This is a genomic window from Polynucleobacter sp. MWH-UH35A (assembly GCF_018687075.1).
Lineage (GTDB): Bacteria > Pseudomonadota > Gammaproteobacteria > Burkholderiales > Burkholderiaceae > Polynucleobacter.
Genome location: NZ_CP061285.1, coordinates 411,048 through 431,940, shown reverse-complemented (window position 1 = coordinate 431,940; position 20,893 = coordinate 411,048). Strand labels below are relative to the sequence as shown.

Here is a 20,893-nt window from a genome sequence, read left to right as displayed (position 1 = left end):
CAACCAGTTTCGCAATAAACCGTCAACGCACTCCGCTTGGCGGTTTTTTCTTTTAGGAGAGTCCATGCCACTGCCCCCAATCCCCACTCAAATTGCTGATCAAGTGAAACTCAGTCGCAAAGATACTCCCGACTTAAAGAAACGTCCTGCTCAAGCAAAACCAGTGGTAATGGAAGCTGTTGATTGGACTAACGATGCGGAAGAAGATTTATCTGCGGCTGAAGTTGCCCTCGAAAAGATTAAAGCGGACCATCGTCCTACACATCAACAGCGCAATGAGAACAAAGTAACGGCGCCGGCAAAACCAAAGCGCGTTGTTCGCACTGGACCCCCAAGCTTATTTGTCCTGGATACTAACGTGTTGATGCATGACCCAAGCTCACTGTTTCGCTTTTCGGAGCATGACCTTTATCTGCCGATGACCACTCTTGAAGAGCTGGACAATCATAAGAAAGGTATGACTGAGGTAGCCCGCAATGCCCGTACTGTAAGTAGATCCCTAGACCAGTTGATTGCCGGCACGAGCGGCACCTTGGATGATGGTATTCCTCTGAATAAGCTAGGCAATCAAGATGTCACTGGTCGCTTATTCTTCCAAACAAAACTCACTACCCAAGCTTTGCCTGAGGGTCTGCCCGAAGGTAAAGGTGACAACCTTATCCTTGCGGTTGTTAGCGAATTACAAAAAACTCGCAAAGACCAAGAAGTCGTATTGGTATCTAAAGATATCAATATGCGCATTAAAGCGCGCGCACTTGGCTTGCCTGCTGAAGATTACTTCAATGACCAAGTTTTAGAAGATCGCGACTTGATGTATGCGGGCGTAATGACATTACCGGCAGATTTTTGGCCTAAGCATGGCAAGGATATGGAAAGCTGGGCTGATTCTAAATCCGGCACGATGTTTTATCGAGTTACTGGACCATCCGTGCAAAGCATGTTGGTAAACCAATTTGTTTATCAAGAAAATCCAGATGGCTCTACTCCTTTCTATGCCCAAGTAAAAGAAATTAATGGCAAGACAGCGCTTCTACAAACACTCAGAGACTTCTCTCACCAGAAAAACAACGTCTGGAGCGTTACCGCACGTAACCGCGAACAAAACTTTGCTATGAACCTGCTGATGAATCCTGATGTGGACTTTGTGACCCTGTTAGGTCAAGCTGGTACTGGAAAAACCCTACTAGCATTGGCTGCTGGGCTTGAGCAAGTATTAGACAGCAAGCGTTATAACGAGATTATCATTACACGTGCCACCGTGCCGGTCGGCGAAGACATTGGCTTTCTTCCAGGCACCGAAGAAGAAAAGATGCAGCCTTGGATGGGTGCGTTTGATGACAACCTTGAAGTTCTGCAACGCAATGATGATGGTGCTGGTGAGTGGGGTCGCGCTGCCACCCAAGAACTCATTCGGTCGCGCATCAAAGTAAAGAGCATGAACTTTATGCGTGGTAGAACCTTTGTAAGTAAGTTCGTCATTATTGATGAAGCGCAAAACTTGACTCCAAAACAAATGAAGACCTTAGTTACTCGCGCAGGCCCTGGAACCAAAATTGTCTGTTTAGGAAACATTGCACAGATAGATACTCCATATTTAACCGAAGGCTCTTCTGGACTTACTTATGTAGTCGATCGCTTCAAAGGCTGGCGTCATGGCGGTCACGTGACCCTGGCTCGCGGTGAGCGTTCACGTCTTGCGGATCATGCTGCTGACGCACTCTAAGCAATCTTTCTCATGCCGCACTCTTCTGGGGTGCGGCATTTTTATTTGTAGCTTACTCATCCTAAGCGGGTGCAGCACATTTGGCGGAAAATCAAGCGCCGCAAAAGTTTCTCAATTCAAACAAGACACCAGTGTAGGAACTGAAGATATTTCTATTGCTGCAGTTGGCTTAGTAGACGTCCCTTATCGATATGGCGGCAATACCCCAAAAGGTGGGTTTGATTGCAGTGGACTGATTGTGTATGTCTATAACAAGGCTGCAGGCATCAAACTACCGCGCACCATTCAATTGATGAGCACCAAAGGTCGTAGTGTTGATAATGAGCCGCCTGCGCCTGGTGATCTAGTATTCTTCAACACGACTGGTGAAAAATATTCACATGCTGGTATCTATGTCGGGCAAGGCAGATTTGTACATGCTCCAAGTGCCGGTGGAACTGTACGCCTCGATTACATCACCACACCCTACTGGGCTGCGAAGTTCACTGAAGCACGTCGCATAGCTTCCCAGTAAGCAGTATTAAAGACCGACTGTATAGGTGGCTAGGACTGTTGTGGATGTGATGGCTTGATAAGCCTCTTGACGATAAATACCTGTTAAACCTAGTCTCTCCCTAGTACTTAAATCATAAAAAGCGCCAAGGGTAGCTGTCGGTCTTAATGTGCGGTAGTTATTATTCATAGCAATGTTGTAATCGCCGTTACCAGTAGAAATCAGATTACCGACATTCGCATTGACATCTTTTTCCGCACCAGCACTGGCAACTAGCATTGTTTTCTCATTTAGCTTATGACTTCCAATGAATCCTGCAAGCGCAGTTGTTGTGTAATTAGCAATGGCGTTATAAGTTAAAGGACTGGAGACAGTATTCGATTGAGCCTCACTATAACCGCCCATACCTCCCACAACATAACGCATACCAGCATATGGCGAAATAAGAGACTTATTACCAACTGCAAAACCATATTTAAGTAAACCTTGAATACCTTGCGTGGTTAAATTAGTTGAACCAGACCCAGCCTCCGAAGCTCCCACTACCGGTCTAGTTAAGGTTGCACCCTTATTCGCATAGCCAGCAGATATTTTCGCTTCCACACCCGTACCATCCGAATTTTGAGACCAAACGCCAAAGACACCTACCATAGGGCTGCCATTGTTAAGCTGCGCAATTCCACCAGGAGTGCTTTGCACAAGATTTTGATCTAGATATCCACCAAATCGTAAATTAGGAGAAAAACGATAGGCGCCAATAATCAAAGCGCTGGTAGTGTTATCGGGATAGCCGCTAACATTTGTAAAGCGACCACCAGCAGAAACGCAAACATTATTTGCACCAAACAGAGAACAGTCATAGGTCGTGCCATTCACAACACCAGCACTCTGCATAGCAAATAGACTTTGCAGAGTATTACCTAGCGAAGTAAGTGAAGCCTGAGTATCAGGATCTACAGGGTTAAGCAGATAGTCTTGGGCAATTAATTCGGCCTTCAGAGTATCGAGGGCCGGCGGCGCTGCAGATGGGGGAATGGGTTGAATGACCAAGTCAGACTGCATAGCAGATCCACCTACACGATGTACCAAGGCCCATACATAGTTATTGCCACCAGAATTAAATGTTCCATATGAATTTCCGAGATTATTAATCTTCAATCCATTAAGAACGGTTGAGTATGTAGTGTTATATGCCAGCGAGGAGCCATTATTAATATTGAAATTCATTACTCCAGTTACGGCACCTTTAGTGACATCTAACTTACCGTAATGAGTTAAGTCCGTAACAATCACGTTATAGTTAACTGGCAAAATACCTGAATACGTCAGGGGGTTCGAGCCACCCTGCGAGTTATTCAAAGTAGTTATATTTCCGGCGCTGTAAATACCAAAGGAATTCGCGCCAGAAGCCGTGATAGAGCCAGTATTTTCAACGGTTACCTGTGCAGATCCTAAAATATCAATGCCATTGGCCGATGCCCCCGAAGTAGAAATCACTCCTGAGTTTGAAATCGTATTTACTCCAGACCTTGAGCCAGAATTAAGGCGCACACCAGCGGAATTGGCACCAGATGTCGTTATCGATCCGGCATTCGTAATTGTGTTTGCACTCGAGCTTGCATTCGTAGCGCTAATGTAAATACCGGCAGCATTTCCACCGCCCGTAGTAATAGAGCCAGTACCAGAAACGCCCGTAATAGGAGTGTTTGCAATGGTGCTACCGCCTGCTTGAGATCGACTATTTGCCCCAGAAGATATGCCGTAGCCGTTATAAAAAGAGCTGGTATTTAAATTACCATTGTTTGTAACATTGGCGCCACTACCTAAACCAATTGTGGAGCCGTTAATTAAAAGTACGGTTCCGGAATTTACATTCACAGTAACGTTGTTGCCTGCACTGGTGCTACCTTGCGTGGAAATTACACCAGCAGAAGTTGAGCCAGACGGAATACAGGTAACCGTTGTTCCGCTTGTATCGGGAGTGTAGTTATCACAACTACCAGCCGCAAAGACTGCTGCAGAAGCAAATAAAGCAAATCCAGCCAAGGAAATCCGAGTAATGCACTGATATACAGACCGAAGGAGCATCGTATTGAACTCAACTATGAAGGGGATTGGAGATTTAGCCACATTAAAGATATGGTTAATCATAATTACCCCGATAGTTTATATCCATTAACCCTAGAGCTAATGCATTAACCAAATGATTAAAAAATAATAGTTTTAAGCTTTATAAGCAGATATAGTTAATTCACCAAACTAGGAGAAATCATATGAAAAAGTTGATCATTACTTTAAGCGCTGCACTAAGTTTTGCACTTCCCACTTACGCTTTTGCTGATCAAGCTGCTTGTGAAGCGAAAGCGGTGAGCAAAGATGGTAAGCCGCTTTATGGAGCCGCCAAAGATGCCTCCATTAAGAAATGCATGGGTGATACCAAGCCGAATGACTGTGAAGCAAAGGCGGTAAGTAAAGATGGCAAGCCACTCTATGGCGCAGCTAAAGCGGCCTCCATCAAGAAATGCGAAGGCGGCAAATAATATTCATTACATGTATCACGCGCTGATCTGATTTATTGCTTCAGTAAAAAAGCCTCACAATGTGAGGCTTTTTCTTCATCTATTTGCTCTTCTATTTTTTTAATATTTTTACTTAGAACGGCTCATATCCACCAGAAGAGTAACCAATCGATCCCATCGCCAAATTATCAAACTTGGTATACGGACCTTGCCAACTTAGGCGCACCGTACCAATTGGACCGTTACGCTGCTTACCAATGATGATCTCTGCCACACCTTTATCGGTCGTGGTATCTGGGTGATACACCTCATCACGATAGATGAACATAATTAAGTCGGCATCTTGCTCAATAGCGCCAGATTCACGTAAGTCAGACATGATCGGACGCTTGTTAGGACGCTGCTCAAGACCACGATTCAATTGAGATAGCGCAACTACTGGGCACTGCAATTCTTTTGCAAGCGACTTGAGTGAGCGTGAGATTTCAGAAATCTCGGTTGCACGGTTTTCGGAACCGGAACCACTCATCAACTGCAGGTAATCAATCACCACCAATCCGAGCGTACCGCCAAAGTTTCTGGCAATACGACGTGCACGTGCACGCAACTCTAAGCTGGATAGAGAACCTGTCTCATCAATCAAAATTTGGGTGTTGCTTAAACGTGCAATTGCATCGGTAACGCGTGGCCACTCATCATCTTGCAACTTGCCAGTACGCATACGACCCTGGTCAACGCGCCCTACCGAACCCAATAAACGGGCTGCCAATTGTTCGCCCGACATCTCCATAGAGAACACTACAACTGGCAAACCTTCAGCAAGCGCAACATTCTCAGCAATATTCAACGCAAACGCGGTGTTGTGAGTAACTACATAGTCATTTGTTACATAGGTTCTTTGAGGATGACTAACTGAGATACATTGCGCCTCAGACATCCTAGACGGCTCAATAGCCTTGAATGTCAGTCTACGTTGGCGATCCCAGTTAGCTCTTAATCTTTCTTTCTTTTCTGGCAGAGTAAAAGCTTCAAAGCCGGCAGCGAAGCTCATATTCAAAACATAAGATAATCGACCTTGCTTCTTTTCACCCTTGTAGGTGTAGCTTGTCTGCTTATGCGCTATTGAGCAAAAGCCACCTAGAGATCTAGCTAAAGTTGCGACATCCTCAGACAATTGTTTGCTTGCAGTACAAAAGCGAATGGAGCCCCACTTTTCAATCCATCCATCGGTATCCATCAAACCCTGGAACAATGCAAGACGAGAAGTTTTATTGGCTTCAAGATAAGTAGCCGGAATATATTTATCAAAACTTCTGCAGCCAAGCATGCCTAATTCATCGAGTGCGGATCTAAAGAAGTTTGTCTTTACATGAACTCTTTGGCCATTAACAGCAACCCTCTCCTTGGAAACTAGTCTCCAGTCATAAGCATTTGCATGCACCAACTCCATTTCATAGCCAGCGAGCATATTGATGCGGTCGACAAGTTCAGGAGATTTAGTGGAGAACATTACGCTGCCATGGGATAGCGCTAACGTGCCATCACCTAGCAATGCACCTAAGACCCACGGATGAATTGGCAATTCTTTTGTGTGACCAAAATCACCCGAGACTGGATCAATCCATAATCTGTTTTTATAGCGTGCACACTGCAGCATCTCCATGAGGCGAGATGTATTAATAACTCGTGGCTCAGACCAATCCCGATACATGACTCGCCAAAGATGCTCGTCACAACATTCAGCTTGACGACCATCAGAAAAAGTCACTTTGTATATCTGTTTAATGCCCTGTGGGTAAATGCCCGTAACCATAGAGTGCTGACCATCGACAGATGCCAGTCGATCGCCAAACTTCAGGTCACCCATCAATTTCCAGCCATCAACCGTTTTAATTTTTGCATCAAGTGGTTGAGCCTTACCCATGGAAGGACGTCCGGCAACAATCACTAAATCACCCTTTTGCAAGCCGCTGGTTTGCTTATCTAGATCTATAAAGCCAGTTGCGATGCCGGTAATATCGCTGCCGCCTTGGCGGTTATAGAGTTCATCAATACGCGCAACTACTGCTTTTAAGAGCGGCTCAATTTCGAGGTAATCCGCTTTGCGACTACCTTCTTCACCAATTTGCAGAATGCGTGACTCAGCTTCATCCAACAGGGTTCTGACTGTTCGGCCTTCTGGAACGAATGCTGAATTAACAATGCTGTCTGAAACTTCAATCAAACGACGCAAAATACTGCGATCACGAACAATGTCAGCATAGCCTTTAATGTTCGCTGCACTTGGCGTGTTTTGCGCTAATGAATTAAGGTAATCAATACCAACCAAATCGCCGCCCTGCTCAGACTTAATTGCATCATGAACCGTAATGACGTCAGCGGGATGATTGTCGCCAACTAAACGAGCAATTGCTTTGTAAATCAAAGCATGTTCGGGGCGATAGAAATCTTTATCGTTTAATACTCCGCCTAGGTTATCCCAAGCAGAGTTATCGATCAGTAGACCGCCGAGCAGTGATTGCTCGGCTTCTACAGAATGCGGTGGAACTTTTAAAGCCTGCACGACTGCATCCCCAGAACCCATCATGCCAGGATTTAGCGCAACGGAACGTGAACGGGATTCAGCCATGTGGCTTATTTACAGTTCTAAAACTTAAGCTTGCTCGCCAACTACACGAATGGTGATGTCTGCAACAACGTCGGTATGAACAGCAACCGCTACAGGATGATCACCAACCATTTTCAATGGGCCAGTAGGCATGCGAACTGAAGACTTCTCAATTGTGAAGCCTTTAGCTTTCAACGCATCAGCGATGTCATGATTGGTTACAGAACCAAACAAGCGACCGTCAACACCCGCTTTTTGACCGATTTCGAGAACCAAGTCTTTGAGTTTGATGCCAACCGCTTCAGCAGCAGCCAATTTCTCAGCAGCCAATTTTTCCAACTCAGCACGACGAACTGCAAAGTCAGCGATAGCTGCTTCAGTTGCACGACGGGCTTTACGTTGTGGGATTAAGAAGTTACGAGCGAAACCGTCTTTAACGCGAACGATGTCGCCGAGGTTGCCCAGGTTTGTTACTTTTTCTAAAAGAATGATTTGCATTGAGGGCTCCTAATTATTTCTTGTGTTGATCGGAGAATGGCAACAAAGCCAAGTAACGAGCACGCTTAATAGCAGTGTCTAACTGACGCTGATATTTAGCTTTTGTGCCTGTCAAACGAGCAGGAGTGATCTTGGCGTTTTCGCCAATGAAGTCCTTCAATGTATCTACATCTTTGTAGTCAATCTGTTCTACGCCAGCAACAGTGAAACGGCAATAACGCTTACGCTTGAACAATGGGTTCTGAGCTGGTTTCTTTTTGAAATCGGGTTTCTTTCCAAACGCCATGATGATTTCCTCTTTAATTTTTCAATTGAATATGGGTGATATGGAAAACAAGTCTTTGATTACGTAGAGTCTTGGGTGCTAAGAATCCCTCAAACACTGCCTCAGCTCCTAAATCCATTCGCTCTAGATCCTTTTGTATCGGACCGATTGTGATGGCTTCAACGTTCATCTGAATTTTCCTTGCCACTCCTACCTCGTTTGCTTGCCCGCTATGCTCTAGCAAGCAATGCATCACCGGTATTCCTGCTGGTGTAAATCGAATCGCGTCTTTAGAGACCAAGATTGCAGTTAGGGTGAAATGATTCAACGCCGCTCCGCTTCTCTGATACGTTTTCTAGTCTGTGTATTCCTCTTCAAATTTCTAACTTAGGCTGCCGCTACAGGAGCTTCAGTTTGAGCAGATTTGCGCGCTTCTTCACGCTGCACTTCTTTCATCATGATGGAAGGCTCTGTTTCCGCTTTCTTAGTCTTGATGATGAGGTGACGCAAAACAGCATCGTTAAATTTGAACGCATGCTCGAGCTCTTCCAGAGTTTTCTGGTCGCACTCAATGTTCATGCAAACGTAATGGGCTTTAGCAAGCTTGTCGATCATGTAAGCCATCTGACGACGACCCCAGTCTTCCATACGATGAATTTTGCCGCCCGCAGCTGCTAATGTAGCTTTGTAGCGATCGATCATCGCTGGCACTTGCTCGCTTTGGTCCGGATGGACGATAAAGACGATTTCATAATGACGCATCAAACACTCCTTAAGGATAAAGTCACCTGGGCGTCTTGCTAAGTTCTGATGGTTGCGAACTCAGCGCCAGTGTGACAAGGTAGTAACAAATTGTAGGTAAAACTTACAACACTTTTACAGCCGCTTTGCAGCGCTTACCGAATTACAGGCAAGACCGCTATTCTAGCAAAAAAATCCTGCCAAGTCAGGGATTTACCAGAGGATTGAGCCTGTTTCTCAGCATTCAGAGCCAGTTGCAGGGCAATCCTCGCTCTGGGTGCAGACAGGCTGCCCGCCGCCAAACATCCAGCAATGTCTTTTTCAGGTAGATTTGGCATGGTTTCCCCGGCCCCAGTCCTCGAAGTCCGCACCAAGGCAATGCCATGCTTAACTACTGCAATAAGCGAATCCTTCCAGGCGTCATGGAAACCCCCCATGCCAGATCCAGCAATAACGAGGCCCTTTACCTTGGAGGTAAGCCAATGGGTAATCGTCTCCGAACGGGCGCCAGCATGACTGGTTAAGATTTCGACCCAAGGCCATTCGCCTTCCTTTGGAATCGGCAAATCCTCAGTCCAGAGAGCCTGAACCGCCTTCACGCCGGATAGCCAGGATGGATTAATGAGTCCAACGGAACTGCTGGGTGAAGACTGAATTGGCGCATTGAGCGCACTACCGTGCCGCTTTGCGAGATCCATCGCCAAACATCCCCTCCCATCCATGACGGCATAAATACCGCCCGGGCAGTTATCTATAGGGGTAGAAGCCCAGCGAATAGCATCCAATAGGTTGGATGGGCCATCAGCCTTGGGTGCATTGGCAGGCAACATCGCGCCAGTTAAGATCACTCTTTTGCCTAAATTTTGAGCATATTTTCCACAAGTCAGTTGTAAAAAGACCCCTGTCTCCTCAATCGTATCGGTTCCGTGAGTGACCACTATCCCTTTAACCAGGGTGTTTGCAAGAGCCTCTCGAACAGTCTCGCCTAAAAGGGTCAATAAGGACTCCGTTAGGTTGCGGCTATTGGTATTGGCCACTTGCTTTGAAACCAACTGAATGCCATCAGGAACAGCAGATTGAATATGTGTAAGCAAAGAGGCAACATCGACCTGACCAGCTTCGTATTGCATAGGGTTCTCAATTGGGCTTGGCGCCAAGCCAGCAATCGTTCCGCCCATGCCCAAAACCAAGATATGGGGTGTAGTTTCAGGGTGATTTTGTTGTGAGCTCATACCCCATTATCCCTCTTAAATAGCTTGCCCTATCAAAAACTGCTGTATACAATCCCAGTATGGACATAAACACAGTCGATTTTCCGGAGGAGCTAACTGCCCTCCCCAAACTCACTCCACGTCAGAATGAGATCTTGGAGTTAATCACTAAGGCCATCGATGAGAGCGGTCTTCCACCAACTCGAGCCGAGATTGCTACACAGTTGGGATTTGCCTCTGCTAATGCAGCCGAAGAACATCTTCGCGCTTTAGCAAAAAAAGGCTACATCGAGTTAACGCCGGGAACTTCACGCGGCATTCGCATTCCACAAAGATTTAATCAAACTCACAACAGCAATAAATATCGCCAACTATCCTTACCGTCAGGCGCATTACAACAACTCACCCTGCCATTAATTGGAAGAGTTGCTGCTGGCTCACCGATCATGGCTGTAGAGCATATTGAAAAACAGGTTCCAATTGATCCAAGTTTATTTAGCAAAGGTGCTGATTACTTATTAAAAGTAAAGGGCATGAGCATGCGCGACGCCGGAATTTTGGATGGCGACTACTTGGCCGTTCGCAAAACGACTGAAGTACGCAATGGCGATATTGTGGTTGCCCGTCTTGATGATGAAGTCACAGTAAAACGTTGGCAACAAAAGAAAACGGCGAACGGCATCGTCATTGAGCTGCAAGCAGAGAACCCAGACTTCAAAAACATATTAGTGGATGATCGTCAACCCAACTTTGCAGTTGAAGGCCAAGCGGTTGGCTTAATCAGGGCTGAAGGGTTATAAACTAAAGCTCCGCAAGCAAAAGGCCTCTTGTTAGAGGCCTTTTTATTTACTCTCAACAAGAGTCAAATGCTTTAATTACTTCTTGCTTGGTGCCACAACATTGGCGTTCTTTGGTGACGAAGTAATCGTGATCAATGTTTTAGGTCCAGTCAACGAACCCTCGTTTAATTCCACAGTAGCTGTACGGTCGCCTTTGGTAAATACCAAAATACTGGTTTTCGATTTCACAGCACTAACGGTGGTCCATCCTGCGCGCGGATACTCTGATTGGAAGAATGCATAAATATCCGTTGGCGTTTGTACACCAGATAGAACAACACGCCCTACCCAGTTATCACCGCGTCCGATGATTAAAGATTCTGCACCAATAATTTTTGATGCGGCAGGCAATGGCATATCACCCAACAATTGAGCTTGAACCTCTTGAACCTCCTGGGGTGTACCAGTTGGTGAATCACCCGAGCTCGCGCATGCGCCCATAAGCGCTGCCAAAAATAATGTTAGGGCGCTAACTTTGAGGGTTCGTATTGTGATCATGTGCTCTTTAATTGATTAAGGTGGCCGACGCTTTTTTACTTACATTCGTTGAAAGTATTTTAGGTGATGCACCTAAATCGTCAAGACAATTCACTGGAGGCGCGTGAGGGAATCGAACCCCCGTACGAAGCTTTGCAGGCTCCTGCCTAACCACTCGGCCAACGCGCCATACTCTTGAATCAAAAATGGGAAGCTTTTAAGGGCTTCCCATCGAACTTGGAGCGGGAAAGGAGGTTCGAACTCCCGACCTATACCTTGGCAAGGTATCGCTCTACCAGCTGAGCTATTCCCGCATAACAGGGCGATAGTTTAACAAACAATCGCCAAGAAAGCATTATTCCTTGTAAAACCTAAAAATTGGGGGAATGCAATTGCCATGAAAGGCTTAACTGGCTGGGCTTTTGATCGCTTAGTCGATTTTTCCAGCAAGCTGCGGTAAAGCCTTTTTCATGTAATAGAACATGGACCAAAGCGTTAAAAATGAGGCGATCCAAATTAACCAGGTACCTAGCTGTGCGCAATTTAACCAGCCAAATACAGTGTCGTTGAGCAATAAAAATGGGATGGCCACCAACTGGGCTGTGGTTTTGAGTTTGCCGACCATATGTACTGCCACACTTTTTCCAGCACCCAGTAAAGCCATCCATTCACGTAGTGCGGAGATGGTAATTTCGCGACCGATGATGATGAGCGCTACCCAAACCTGCACACGATCCATATTCAGCAGCACCAATAAGGCTGCAGCAACAATGAGTTTGTCAGCAACGGGATCTAAGAATTGACCAAATGCAGATTCTTGTTTTAGACGACGCGCTAGAAAACCATCTAACCAATCGGTAATCGCAGCAGAGATAAAAATGATTGCTGCAATTAAATTCTTCTCAAAAGGCGTGAGCCAAGAATTGGGAAGATAAAAAACCACCGCCAATAGCGGGATGGCTGCAACACGCAGCCAGGTTAAGGCAATGGGTAAATTAAAGGGCATGCGATAAGCATAAACTAAGAATAGTGAAGGCACCTAATGAAGCTGACGATATATCTGCTCGGCCAGCGTTAAAGAGACGCCTTCTACACTAGCAATTTCCTCAATACTGGCGTTTGCAACGCCTTTAAGACCACCAAAACGCGCCAGCAGCTTTTGTCTGCGCTTTGCACCAATACCCTCGATCTCTTCTAAACGAGAAATTGTTCTCGCTTTAGCGCGCTTGGCTCGCATCCCAGTAATGGCAAAGCGGTGCGCCTCATCTCGAATCTGCGCCACCAATAGCAATGCGGCGCTATCGATACCCAACTCCAAAGGTTCACGTCCATCAGCAAAAATCAGCGTCTCCAATCCGACCTTGCGACCCTCGCCTTTGGCAACACCAACAATCAAACCTACATCCATGCCAAATTCAGATAACACCTGACGCGCCATCTCTACTTGTCCTTTACCGCCATCAATCAAAATCACTTGCGGAATTTTTTCTACTGGCAACTCTTGAAAGTTGGCATAACGTCTTTGCAATACTTGGCGCATTGCTGCGTAATCATCTCCCGGCGTGATGTCATTAATATTAAAGCGTCGATACTCGCTTGATTGCATTGCGTTCTTGGAATACACCACACACGATGCTTGAGTTGCTTCACCAGAGGTATGGCTAATATCAAAACATTCAATGCGTAACTGTTCAAGACTTTCCAATTCGAGGCTGAGGATATCCGCCAGGGCACGCGCTCTTGCCAACTGTCCGCCAGTCTCTACTAAGCGTTTCGTTAAGGCAATCTTGGCATTACCCTCAGCCATCGCCAGCCAATGACGCCTTTGCCCCTGAGGCTGATGCAGGAAGGTAATTTTTCTACCAGCTTGTGCATTTAGTAACTCATGCAAATCTTCTGGCGGAGCTTCATTAAGCTCACTGAGATCATCGCCTCTGGACTGCAATGCATGATTCAATATCAATACCGGAGGGATTAAATTGGTTGTTGCATCCTCTAGATGTTCTTCTAAATAATGCTGCGCAATAAATGCCTCTAATATCTCCGCGGGAGATGGCAATTCGCCGGATGTCGTTCTCAACCCCTTAGGAAAATAGGCTCGATCCCCAAGATGACGACCCCCTCGCACCATCGCCAGATTGACGCAAACCATACCTTCCATTTGAGCAACAGCGATGATGTCGACATCGCCCTCGCCTTCAGCCACAACATCCATAGATTGCTGCTGTAAGACACTAGATAGATCAGCGATGCGATCGCGCAATACTGCTGCCATCTCAAACTCCATGGCTTCGCTGTGCTTGTGCATTTCTTTTTCAAGCTCGGATAAAACTTGACTATGATCGCCTTCTAAAAATCGCGTCGCTTGAGCAACGTCCTGTCCATATTGCTCCGCACTGAGACGGCCCACACAGGGAGCGCTACACCGATGAATTTGATGTAAAAGACAAGGGCGACTACGATTCTTAAATACAGAGTCTTCACAAGTTCTCAGACGAAATACTTTTTGAAGAATCTGAACACTATTCCGCACTGCCCAACTATTCGGAAATGGGCCAAAGTACTGATTACGCTTATCTACTTTTCCACGATATGAGGATAGCCGTGGGAACTGATGCCCTGTCAACATCACATAGGGATAAGATTTATCGTCTCGAAATAAAATATTAAATGGCGGAGCCAACTCTTTAATAAGATTGTTCTCTAGAATGAGGGCTTCGGTTTCAGTCCGTGTTACCGTTGTCTCATAGCGGGCAATTTTGCCCACCATCAGCTCGATACGCGGTGATAACTGGGTGCGCTGAAAATAACTTGAGACACGCTTTTTAAGGTTGCGAGCTTTGCCTACATACAGAATACGTCCTGCTTCGTCAAAAAAGCGATATACCCCCGGCAATCCGGGTAGCCGTTTAACATCCTGCTGAAGGGTTTCGAAAAGCGAATTACTCATGCGTTGGGATATTTTCTGCCAAATCGTCGATAACTATGGTGATGCCGGTGTTTGCTGGCGTCTAGCCCGAAGCTTATCAAGCATTCATGGGCAAGAGGTCCGTATTTTTTGCGATGACCTGCCAACCCTTAATTTACTCGCTTCAGGTGTTGACCTCTCAATTAAAGACAGAATCGATATCCAGCCATGGGAAGCAAGTTATAGCAATGCTCGCCATCCCGTTCAAACGCCTGATGTAGTCATTGAGGCTTTTGGTTGTGAACTACCGGAACGCTACTTAACCGGTCTTTTTGTTGCCCCCATCAAGCCACTCATTATTAATCTGGAGTACTTAAGTGCAGAACCTTGGGTGATTGATTTCCACGGCAAACCATCACCTCAATCCCATGGCATTCCGAAGTATTTTTTCTTTCCCGGCTTTCAAGAAGAGGTCGGAGGACTATTGCTTGACCCGATACCAGCGGAAGGGCATCTCGTTGAAAAAAGTACCCCCAATGATCTGAAAGCCATCTGGTCTCAGCTACGTCCAGGAGCCAAACGGATCAGTGTTTTTTGCTACCCAGGAGCGCCACTTAAAAAATGGCTAATGGATTTAGGGCAGCTCGGTGAAGATATAGATGTCCTCCTGGCATACGGCCATGCCGAACAATTAAACCTCTATGGTGAGCAACCAATCCAATTGCCGGCAAACGTTCAATTGCTTTCGCTGCCTTTTGTATCTCAGGATGAATATGACTGGGTGTTGTCGCAATGCGACTTTAATATCGTCCGCGGTGAGGATTCTTTTATACGAGCCCAACTTGCTGGCAAGCCATTTATCTGGCACATCTACCCACAAGAAGATCGCGCTCATGAAGTCAAATTAGCGGCTTTTTTGGATCTCTATTTGGAGGAGGCCAGCCAAGAGTTAAGGTTGGCTACGATTGCCGCCATGACCTGGGCAATGCCCAGCGAATGGTTTGGCGACTTGGGTAACTGGAATGCGCATGCCAAGGACTGGCGCGCCCATTTACTTGAAAAACAAGCGGATGGCGGTCTTCCAGCACGTTTAATGCACTTTGTCGCTTAATCCCAAGCAATAAAGGCTTGCGGGCGGTTACAATCTTGTTTTTGATAAAAACCGCAGAATATTAGCTCTGCCCCCAGGAATAGCAAGATGAAAACAGCACAAGAACTCCGCGTTGGTAACGTAGTCATGATTGGTACTGATGCCCAGGTCGTTTTAAAGGCCGAATATAGCCGCTCTGGCCGCAACTCCTCTGTTGTGAAAATGAAATTTAAGAATTTGTTAACTGGCGCACCAAATGAAGGTGTTTACAAGGCCGATGACAAGTTTGATGTTGTGATTCTGGATAAGAAAGAATGCACCTACTCTTATTTCGCAGATCCAATGTATGTATTTATGGATGGTGATTACAACCAATATGAAGTTGAAGCTGAGTTCATGGGCGATGCCTTGAACTACCTCGAAGAAAGCATGCCTTGCGAAGTAGTGTTCTACGAAGGTAAAGCACTTTCTGTTGCAATGCCTAACTCCTTGGTTCGCGAAATCATTTACACAGAACCAGCAGTTAAAGGTGACACCAGCTCAGGCAAAGTGTTGAAGAGCGCAAAGTTGGCAACTGGCTATGAATTGCAAGTTCCATTGTTCTGCAACACAGGTGACAAGATCGAAATCGATACTCGCACTGGTGAATACCGCAGCCGTGCGAACTAATTTGTAATTAGTTCGCTACGATGCACAAAGCCCGGCATGCCGGGCTTTTTTATTGTTACAAACGCTTTTACCCCTAATTACTCAGCAATCAAACCCAGCTGTGTAAGCAAGCCTTTCGCATGCTGGTACTGAGCTTCAGCTTGCAAGTCACCCCACGTTGGTGCTGAGGCTAGCGGCATAAGACGATTTAAACGTGTTGCAGATTCTGCTTGCTTGGCTTTTGAGACTTTGAGTTTTGAGAGTAATTGATCAGCAAGATCTGGGCGATTGCAGATAAGGACCGCATCGCAACCCGCTTCTAAGGCCATCTCTGCGCCTTTGACTACCGATCCAGCAACACTAGCGCCTTCCATAGAAAGATCATCACTAAAGATCACACCCTCAAAACCTAGCTCTTGACGCAAGATTGAGTGGAGCCAAACCTTTGAGAAGCCTGCTGGGTTCTTATCCACTTTTGGATAAATCACATGCGCCGGCATCACTGATGCCAAACTCAAATCGAGCCACTCATACGGCTTAGCGTCATCGTTCAAGATTTCTTTCAAAGAGCGTTCGTCTACTGGAATGGCTACGTGCGAATCAGCCTCCGCCCAACCATGTCCAGGAAAGTGCTTGCCGCAGTTGGCCATTCCCGCAAGACGTAAGCCTTCATTCAAACTTTTCGCCAAGGCAAAAACAATTTGTGGGTCACGACTAAATGATCTATCCCCGATCACACCACTACGACCAAAGTCTAAATCTAATACTGGAGTAAAGCTGAAATCAACCCCGCAAGCACGTAACTCAGCAGCGAGCACATATCCACAAGCTGTTGCAGCTGCCATGGCGATAGCGGCAGACTCTGCAGCATGAGTGGATTTATTTTTAGCACCCCACAGTTCACCTAGCTTACGCATTGCGGGCAGATGGGTAAAGCCATCAGTCCTAGCACGTTGGACTCGACCGCCCTCATGATCAATAGAGATCAGCACATCTGGACGAAGCTTCTTAATGGCCGTAGTCAGCTTAGTAAGCTGTTGACGATTGGCAAAGTTTCTGCCAAATAAAATGACTCCACCAGTGAGGGGATGCAAAATGCGGCGGCGATCCTCGGCGTTTAACTCGAGACCAACTACATCTAAGGTAATTGGGCCAGGGGCCATCTTCGCCATCGTTAACTTGCTCATCTCTTCCTCTATTTCAACTATATTTTTATTTACTTCTGAGTAACAATTACGTGAGCAATTGCCATGTCTTGCTCATCACTTACAGTGACATGAGCTTCCCAATTTTTTTCTTGCATGAATTGCGCTAACTTTCCTAAGTAGGAGGTCACAGGTTTGCCGCTAGACTCATTCAGAGTTTGTAGGGAGCGCCATGTCATTGGCATTCTCATGCCAAGACCGATTGCTTTGGAGAAAGCTTCCTTAGCTGCGAAGCGCGTAGCCAAGAATGCAATACCCCGCTTATGATTTCTGGCCAGACGATGCTGAAATACCAACATCTCATCTGGACCCAGAATTTTTTCAGCCAGGCGGCCATTGGTGCGATCGTAAGCCGCTTGTAAGCGTTCAATCTGCAGAATGTCAGTGCCGATGCCGATGATCATATTTACTTTAATAGCTTTTATTTGCTGTTGTTAATGCTTAAGAGCTCGCTCTACCATGGTTCATCAAGGCTTTCATGTCGATGATTGCTTTTTGCCAACCCTTAAATAAGGCTTCAGCAACAATGGCATGGCCAATGTTCAGTTCGGACAATTCATCAATAGCAGCAATGGGTTTCACGTTACCCTCATGCAAACCATGACCGGCATTAACTCTCAAGCCAATACTTTTACCAAAGGCCGCAGCTTTACGAATGCGCTCCAATTCTTGAGCCTGCTCAGCGCCTGTTAAATCAGCATAACGACCGGTATGCAATTCGACTACGGTTGCCCCTACCTCTCTAGCCGCCTGAATTTGCTTTTCTTCTGGGTCAATAAACAGCGATACTCGAATGCCTGCATCATTCAGTTTCTGGGTAGCGGCCCTCACCGCATCAAAATGACCCACCACATCTAAACCGCCTTCGGTTGTGACCTCTTCGCGCTTTTCTGGGACCAAACAAACATCGTGAGGTTTTACTTGGCAAGCGATGTCAATCATCTCTGGCGTTACCGCACACTCTAAGTTCATGCGAGTTTTGATGAGTGGGCGTAGTGCTAGCAAATCAGCATCTTTAATGTGACGGCGGTCTTCACGCAAATGCAAAGTAATGAGGTCTGCGCCCGCCTCTTCAGCCAAAGCTGCCGCCCTTAATGGATCAGGATAAATCGTACCCCGCGCATTACGCAACGTGGCAACATGGTCGATATTGATACCTAATTCAAGGCTTGAATGGCTACTCATCTCTGTAGGTTACTAGATTTTTTTCAAATCAATCAAAATCTGGCGAGTCGTCAATACTTGATCCTGTAAATGCAGACCCAGCAAAAAACGCATCAATTGCTTACTCTCTGACAGCGTCTCGGGATCCGAAAAATCTCCAATAGCAATCGCTAATAGCGATTTTCCAGTCAGCACTGGCCAATGTCCGGGGTCATCCACCTGCACCGGACGCACACCGCGCTCTGGTTGGTAAACATATTGTTCGTGAGCCAATGGCGCCTCATTCGTTTCAACACAACGATCCAAGGCGGCAGCATAACCCGTTTCCTGCAAGAGCGATAACTCGAAAGGACGTAGGATTTCTTCTAGACCCTTAGATTCAAACTCAAGGTTAGATAGCGCATTGATAGTCTGTGCATAGCGATCGTAGAGTTTTTCGTAATCATCTTCACGCGCTAAAAACTTGACAAGTAATTCATTGAGATAGAAACCGCAAAGCAAGGCATCCCCCACCAAAGAAGGCATGCCACCCACCCACTCTGATTTTGTTAGGGTGCGCAGTTCAGACTTGCCACTCCATGAAACCAATAATGGCTGAAAGCGTTGAAGAACAGGGCGTAATGTCGAATGCGGGCGCTTAGCCCCTTTAGCAATTAGTGCCATGCGACCATGTTGCCGCGTAAAAACATCCAGAATTAAGCTAGTTTCTTTATAGGGGATGCTGTGCAATACAAAAGCAGGTTCGTCAGCAACACGAATCGAGGCCATGGAATTTATTCTAACCCCTGTGCCCGCAGTTCGGCGCGATCATCCGCCCAGCCACGCTTGACCTTGACCCAAGTCTCTAAAAAGACTTTGCCATCAAAGAGCTTTTCCATATCAATGCGGGCATCTGTTGAAATCTTTTTTAGGCGCTCGCCTTTTTGACCAATGATCATTGCTTTATGACTATCGCGATCCACCAAGATGGTTGCCGCAATACAACGCATCTTGCCATCCATCTTAAATTGGTCAATAACTACGGTACTGGTGTAAGGCAACTCTTCACCAGTAAAGCGAAATACTTTTTCTCGCAAAATTTCGGCCGCTAAGAAGCGTTCGCTACGGTCAGTGATGGTATCGCCATCATAGACAGCTGGCGCCTCAGGTAGATAGCCTTCAAGCACATCCAGCAATCTTTCGATATCGCCAGGGCTCTTGGCGCTCATCGGCACGATTTCAGCAAACTCGCATTTCTGATCTTCATGACCGCCCAATTCACACCAAGGGCGAGCCATGTCTTTAATAAAGTTGAGCAGTGCCTGGTCGCGCTCTGATGGAGTCTGAAAGCGACTATTAAATAAATCCAGCTTGTTTAATACGAGCACTACAGGCAAGTCATCTGGCAATAATTTCAATACCTTTTTGTCGTCCTCACCAAAGTAACCGGCCTCAACTACAAAGCAAGCCACATTAACGTCTTGCAGAGCCGTAGTAACAGTGCGATTAAGCGCCTTGTTGAGCGTATTCATTAATCGCGTCTGAAAGCCAGGTGTATCGATAAAAATAAACTGGGCTTCATCGCGATTCTGAATACCCAAAATACGGTGGCGTGTAGTTTGCGCCTTACGAGAAGTAATACTGATCTTCTGGCCAACCAATGCATTCAGAAGGGTCGATTTACCCATATTAGGACGCCCAACAATGGCGATGGTGCCGCATCTAAACACGATTAGCCCTTCAGCTTAAGATTAAACTGCTCTTCGGTCACTTCTTTTTTTGCCGCTTTCTTTTTAGCTGACCGTGTCTTCTTGGGTTTACGAGATTCTTGCGGCAAAGCCTTCAGCATGGCAATCAACGCCAACTTCGCTGCCGCTTGTTCAGCAGCACGTCGTGAAGCACCCTCACCTTTAACTGCCACCTTATGACTGGGGATCAAGCACTCCACCTCAAACTGCTGGTTGTGTGCAGCACCAGAAGTACCAGTAACGTTATAGGTAGGTAAGGGCAATTGATAACCCTGCAGGCACTCTTGCAATAAGGTTTTATCGTCTTTACCTAAGGTTTTAGGATCAACATGCGCCAAGATAATGGAGTAGAGCTTGCGCAAACTTGCCTTAGCAGCCTCAAAACCACCATCCATAAAAATAGCGCCAGTCACTGCCTCTAGGGTATCCGCAAGGATAGAGGGGCGACGGAAGCCACCACTCTTGAGCTCACCCTCGCCTAAGCGCAAGTAATCGGATAAAGATAATGTTTGGGCGATTTCATATAAAGCCTGCTGCTTCACGAGATTCGCACGCACACGAGAAAGGTCGCCTTCATCCAAATCTGAATAACGTTCGTAAAGCATCTCAGCCACTACGCAATTAAGAATCGAGTCCCCCAAAAACTCCAGACGTTCATTATTCTTCTTGCTATGACTACGATGAGTCAAGGCTTGATTTAGTAGCTCTGGCTTCTTGAAGGTATAGCCGAGTCGCTCTTGCAGCGGTCCAGTTTCGATCACGGCGCGCGCATTCATG

General features: G+C 46.3%; 22 protein-coding genes and 2 tRNA genes. 6 read left to right on the top strand and 18 right to left on the bottom strand.

The features are described from left to right. Nucleotides 1-64 precede the first annotated feature (64 nt). Together ICV36_RS02355 and ICV36_RS02350 are read left to right on the top strand one after the other, a co-directional pair. Nucleotides 65-1,723 (top strand): PhoH family protein, encoded by a 1,659-nt coding sequence (locus ICV36_RS02355; RefSeq protein ID WP_215400946.1) that lies wholly within the window; start codon nt 65-67, stop codon nt 1,721-1,723. After that, a complete protein-coding gene (locus ICV36_RS02350) occupies nt 1,704-2,237 on the top strand; it encodes a C40 family peptidase (RefSeq protein ID WP_215400945.1) in 534 nt (177 codons plus the stop codon). The genes ICV36_RS02355 and ICV36_RS02350 overlap by 20 nt, the downstream gene beginning before the upstream one ends. A gap of 6 nt (nt 2,238-2,243) precedes the next feature. Here ICV36_RS02350 and ICV36_RS02345 read toward each other — a convergent pair whose 3' ends face one another. Continuing rightward, the gene (locus ICV36_RS02345) at nt 2,244-4,367 is read right to left on the bottom strand and encodes an autotransporter domain-containing protein (RefSeq protein WP_215400944.1); all 2,124 of its coding nucleotides are present in this window, start codon (nt 4,365-4,367) and stop codon (nt 2,244-2,246) included. Nucleotides 4,368-4,489: 122 nt separating this feature from the next. On the opposite strand from ICV36_RS02345, the gene ICV36_RS02340 reads away from it, so the two are divergent. Continuing rightward, the gene (locus tag ICV36_RS02340) at nt 4,490-4,756 is read left to right on the top strand and encodes a hypothetical protein (protein WP_215400943.1); all 267 of its coding nucleotides are present in this window, start codon (nt 4,490-4,492) and stop codon (nt 4,754-4,756) included. Nucleotides 4,757-4,868: 112 nt separating this feature from the next. Here the strand turns inward: ICV36_RS02340 and dnaB are convergent, their stop codons facing one another. The 6 genes from dnaB to ICV36_RS02310 form a co-directional block, all read right to left on the bottom strand. Then, complete coding sequence (gene dnaB, locus ICV36_RS02335) at nt 4,869-7,319, bottom strand: replicative DNA helicase (protein WP_371743214.1); 2,451 nt, start codon at nt 7,317-7,319, stop codon at nt 4,869-4,871. A 69-nt stretch (nt 7,320-7,388) separates the two neighbouring features. Then, nucleotides 7,389-7,841 carry a 50S ribosomal protein L9 gene (gene rplI / locus ICV36_RS02330; protein ID WP_215361102.1) on the bottom strand — a complete coding sequence of 151 codons (453 nt, stop codon included), beginning with the start codon at nt 7,839-7,841 and terminating at the stop codon, nt 7,389-7,391. A gap of 13 nt (nt 7,842-7,854) precedes the next feature. Beyond that, nucleotides 7,855-8,127, bottom strand: a complete 273-nt coding sequence (gene rpsR / locus ICV36_RS02325; protein ID WP_011902267.1) for a 30S ribosomal protein S18 — start codon at nt 8,125-8,127, stop codon at nt 7,855-7,857. 13 nt (nt 8,128-8,140) lie between these two features. After that, complete coding sequence (gene priB, locus ICV36_RS02320) at nt 8,141-8,434, bottom strand: primosomal replication protein N (protein WP_215400942.1); 294 nt, start codon at nt 8,432-8,434, stop codon at nt 8,141-8,143. Between the two features lie 59 nt (nt 8,435-8,493). After that, complete coding sequence (rpsF, locus tag ICV36_RS02315) at nt 8,494-8,868, bottom strand: 30S ribosomal protein S6 (protein ID WP_215400941.1); 375 nt, start codon at nt 8,866-8,868, stop codon at nt 8,494-8,496. Between the two features lie 134 nt (nt 8,869-9,002). Next, nucleotides 9,003-10,079, bottom strand: a complete 1,077-nt coding sequence (locus ICV36_RS02310) for an asparaginase (protein ID WP_215400940.1) — start codon at nt 10,077-10,079, stop codon at nt 9,003-9,005. Between the two features lie 59 nt (nt 10,080-10,138). Between ICV36_RS02310 and lexA the strand changes: the two genes are divergently transcribed. Continuing rightward, a complete protein-coding gene (gene lexA, locus ICV36_RS02305; protein WP_215400939.1) occupies nt 10,139-10,858 on the top strand; it encodes a transcriptional repressor LexA in 720 nt (239 codons plus the stop codon). Nucleotides 10,859-10,933: 75 nt separating this feature from the next. Here the strand turns inward: lexA and ICV36_RS02300 are convergent, their stop codons facing one another. From ICV36_RS02300 to uvrC, 5 genes are all read right to left on the bottom strand, one after another. Continuing rightward, nucleotides 10,934-11,395 carry a hypothetical protein gene (locus tag ICV36_RS02300; RefSeq protein WP_215400938.1) on the bottom strand — a complete coding sequence of 154 codons (462 nt, stop codon included), beginning with the start codon at nt 11,393-11,395 and terminating at the stop codon, nt 10,934-10,936. Nucleotides 11,396-11,489: 94 nt separating this feature from the next. Beyond that, nucleotides 11,490-11,563 (bottom strand) — tRNA-Cys (locus ICV36_RS02295). 49 nt (nt 11,564-11,612) lie between these two features. Then, nucleotides 11,613-11,688, bottom strand: a tRNA-Gly gene (locus ICV36_RS02290). A gap of 116 nt (nt 11,689-11,804) precedes the next feature. Then, the gene (gene pgsA, locus ICV36_RS02285) at nt 11,805-12,380 is read right to left on the bottom strand and encodes a CDP-diacylglycerol--glycerol-3-phosphate 3-phosphatidyltransferase (RefSeq protein ID WP_215400937.1); all 576 of its coding nucleotides are present in this window, start codon (nt 12,378-12,380) and stop codon (nt 11,805-11,807) included. A gap of 33 nt (nt 12,381-12,413) precedes the next feature. After that, nucleotides 12,414-14,324 (bottom strand): excinuclease ABC subunit UvrC, encoded by a 1,911-nt coding sequence (gene uvrC, locus ICV36_RS02280; RefSeq protein WP_215400936.1) that lies wholly within the window; start codon nt 14,322-14,324, stop codon nt 12,414-12,416. Here uvrC and earP point away from each other — a divergent pair. Beyond that, entirely contained in the window at nt 14,323-15,393 is a 1,071-nt protein-coding gene (earP, locus tag ICV36_RS02275; protein ID WP_215400935.1) for an elongation factor P maturation arginine rhamnosyltransferase EarP, read from the top strand. The genes uvrC and earP overlap by 2 nt on opposite strands. 87 nt (nt 15,394-15,480) lie before the next feature. Continuing rightward, nucleotides 15,481-16,041, top strand: coding sequence for an elongation factor P (gene efp / locus ICV36_RS02270; protein WP_215400934.1), 561 nt, complete (start codon nt 15,481-15,483; stop codon nt 16,039-16,041). 77 nt (nt 16,042-16,118) lie between these two features. Here efp and nagZ read toward each other — a convergent pair whose 3' ends face one another. Genes nagZ through rnc form a run of 6 tightly spaced genes read right to left on the bottom strand, consistent with a single transcriptional unit; the run spans nt 16,119 to nt 20,892 of the window. After that, complete coding sequence (gene nagZ, locus ICV36_RS02265; protein ID WP_215400933.1) at nt 16,119-17,207, bottom strand: beta-N-acetylhexosaminidase; 1,089 nt, start codon at nt 17,205-17,207, stop codon at nt 16,119-16,121. A 29-nt stretch (nt 17,208-17,236) separates the two neighbouring features. After that, nucleotides 17,237-17,629: a holo-ACP synthase gene (gene acpS, locus ICV36_RS02260; RefSeq protein ID WP_215400932.1), complete on the bottom strand. Its 393-nt coding sequence runs from the start codon at nt 17,627-17,629 to the stop codon at nt 17,237-17,239. Between the two features lie 37 nt (nt 17,630-17,666). Beyond that, nucleotides 17,667-18,410 carry a pyridoxine 5'-phosphate synthase gene (pdxJ, locus tag ICV36_RS02255; RefSeq protein ID WP_215400931.1) on the bottom strand — a complete coding sequence of 248 codons (744 nt, stop codon included), beginning with the start codon at nt 18,408-18,410 and terminating at the stop codon, nt 17,667-17,669. 12 nt (nt 18,411-18,422) lie between these two features. Next, the gene (gene recO, locus ICV36_RS02250; RefSeq protein WP_215400930.1) at nt 18,423-19,157 is read right to left on the bottom strand and encodes a DNA repair protein RecO; all 735 of its coding nucleotides are present in this window, start codon (nt 19,155-19,157) and stop codon (nt 18,423-18,425) included. 5 nt (nt 19,158-19,162) lie between these two features. Continuing rightward, nucleotides 19,163-20,056 (bottom strand): GTPase Era, encoded by an 894-nt coding sequence (gene era / locus ICV36_RS02245; protein WP_251375116.1) that lies wholly within the window; start codon nt 20,054-20,056, stop codon nt 19,163-19,165. 44 nt (nt 20,057-20,100) lie between these two features. Beyond that, complete coding sequence (gene rnc / locus ICV36_RS02240; RefSeq protein WP_215400928.1) at nt 20,101-20,892, bottom strand: ribonuclease III; 792 nt, start codon at nt 20,890-20,892, stop codon at nt 20,101-20,103. Nucleotide 20,893 lies beyond the last annotated feature (1 nt).

Excerpts from the sequence above, each read along its gene's own strand:
- ICV36_RS02355 (WP_215400946.1), top strand. The coding sequence starts at position 65 with ATGCCACTGCCCCCAATCCCCACTCAAATTGCTGATCAAGTGAAACTC.
- ICV36_RS02350 (WP_215400945.1), top strand. The coding sequence starts at position 1,704 with ATGCTGCTGACGCACTCTAAGCAATCTTTCTCATGCCGCACTCTTCTG.
- ICV36_RS02345 (WP_215400944.1), bottom strand. The coding sequence starts at position 4,367 with ATGATTAACCATATCTTTAATGTGGCTAAATCTCCAATCCCCTTCATA.
- ICV36_RS02340 (WP_215400943.1), top strand. The coding sequence starts at position 4,490 with ATGAAAAAGTTGATCATTACTTTAAGCGCTGCACTAAGTTTTGCACTT.
- dnaB (WP_371743214.1), bottom strand. The coding sequence starts at position 7,319 with ATGGGTTCTGGGGATGCAGTCGTGCAGGCTTTAAAAGTTCCACCGCAT.
- rplI (WP_215361102.1), bottom strand. The coding sequence starts at position 7,841 with ATGCAAATCATTCTTTTAGAAAAAGTAACAAACCTGGGCAACCTCGGC.
- rpsR (WP_011902267.1), bottom strand. The coding sequence starts at position 8,127 with ATGGCGTTTGGAAAGAAACCCGATTTCAAAAAGAAACCAGCTCAGAAC.
- rpsF (WP_215400941.1), bottom strand. The coding sequence starts at position 8,868 with ATGCGTCATTATGAAATCGTCTTTATCGTCCATCCGGACCAAAGCGAG.
- ICV36_RS02310 (WP_215400940.1), bottom strand. The coding sequence starts at position 10,079 with ATGAGCTCACAACAAAATCACCCTGAAACTACACCCCATATCTTGGTT.
- lexA (WP_215400939.1), top strand. The coding sequence starts at position 10,139 with ATGGACATAAACACAGTCGATTTTCCGGAGGAGCTAACTGCCCTCCCC.
- ICV36_RS02300 (WP_215400938.1), bottom strand. The coding sequence starts at position 11,395 with ATGATCACAATACGAACCCTCAAAGTTAGCGCCCTAACATTATTTTTG.
- pgsA (WP_215400937.1), bottom strand. The coding sequence starts at position 12,380 with ATGCCCTTTAATTTACCCATTGCCTTAACCTGGCTGCGTGTTGCAGCC.
- earP (WP_215400935.1), top strand. The coding sequence starts at position 14,323 with ATGCGTTGGGATATTTTCTGCCAAATCGTCGATAACTATGGTGATGCC.
- uvrC (WP_215400936.1), bottom strand. The coding sequence starts at position 14,324 with ATGAGTAATTCGCTTTTCGAAACCCTTCAGCAGGATGTTAAACGGCTA.
- efp (WP_215400934.1), top strand. The coding sequence starts at position 15,481 with ATGAAAACAGCACAAGAACTCCGCGTTGGTAACGTAGTCATGATTGGT.
- nagZ (WP_215400933.1), bottom strand. The coding sequence starts at position 17,207 with ATGAGCAAGTTAACGATGGCGAAGATGGCCCCTGGCCCAATTACCTTA.
- acpS (WP_215400932.1), bottom strand. The coding sequence starts at position 17,629 with ATGATCATCGGCATCGGCACTGACATTCTGCAGATTGAACGCTTACAA.
- pdxJ (WP_215400931.1), bottom strand. The coding sequence starts at position 18,410 with ATGAGTAGCCATTCAAGCCTTGAATTAGGTATCAATATCGACCATGTT.
- recO (WP_215400930.1), bottom strand. The coding sequence starts at position 19,157 with ATGGCCTCGATTCGTGTTGCTGACGAACCTGCTTTTGTATTGCACAGC.
- era (WP_251375116.1), bottom strand. The coding sequence starts at position 20,056 with ATGGGTAAATCGACCCTTCTGAATGCATTGGTTGGCCAGAAGATCAGT.
- rnc (WP_215400928.1), bottom strand. The coding sequence starts at position 20,892 with ATGAATGCGCGCGCCGTGATCGAAACTGGACCGCTGCAAGAGCGACTC.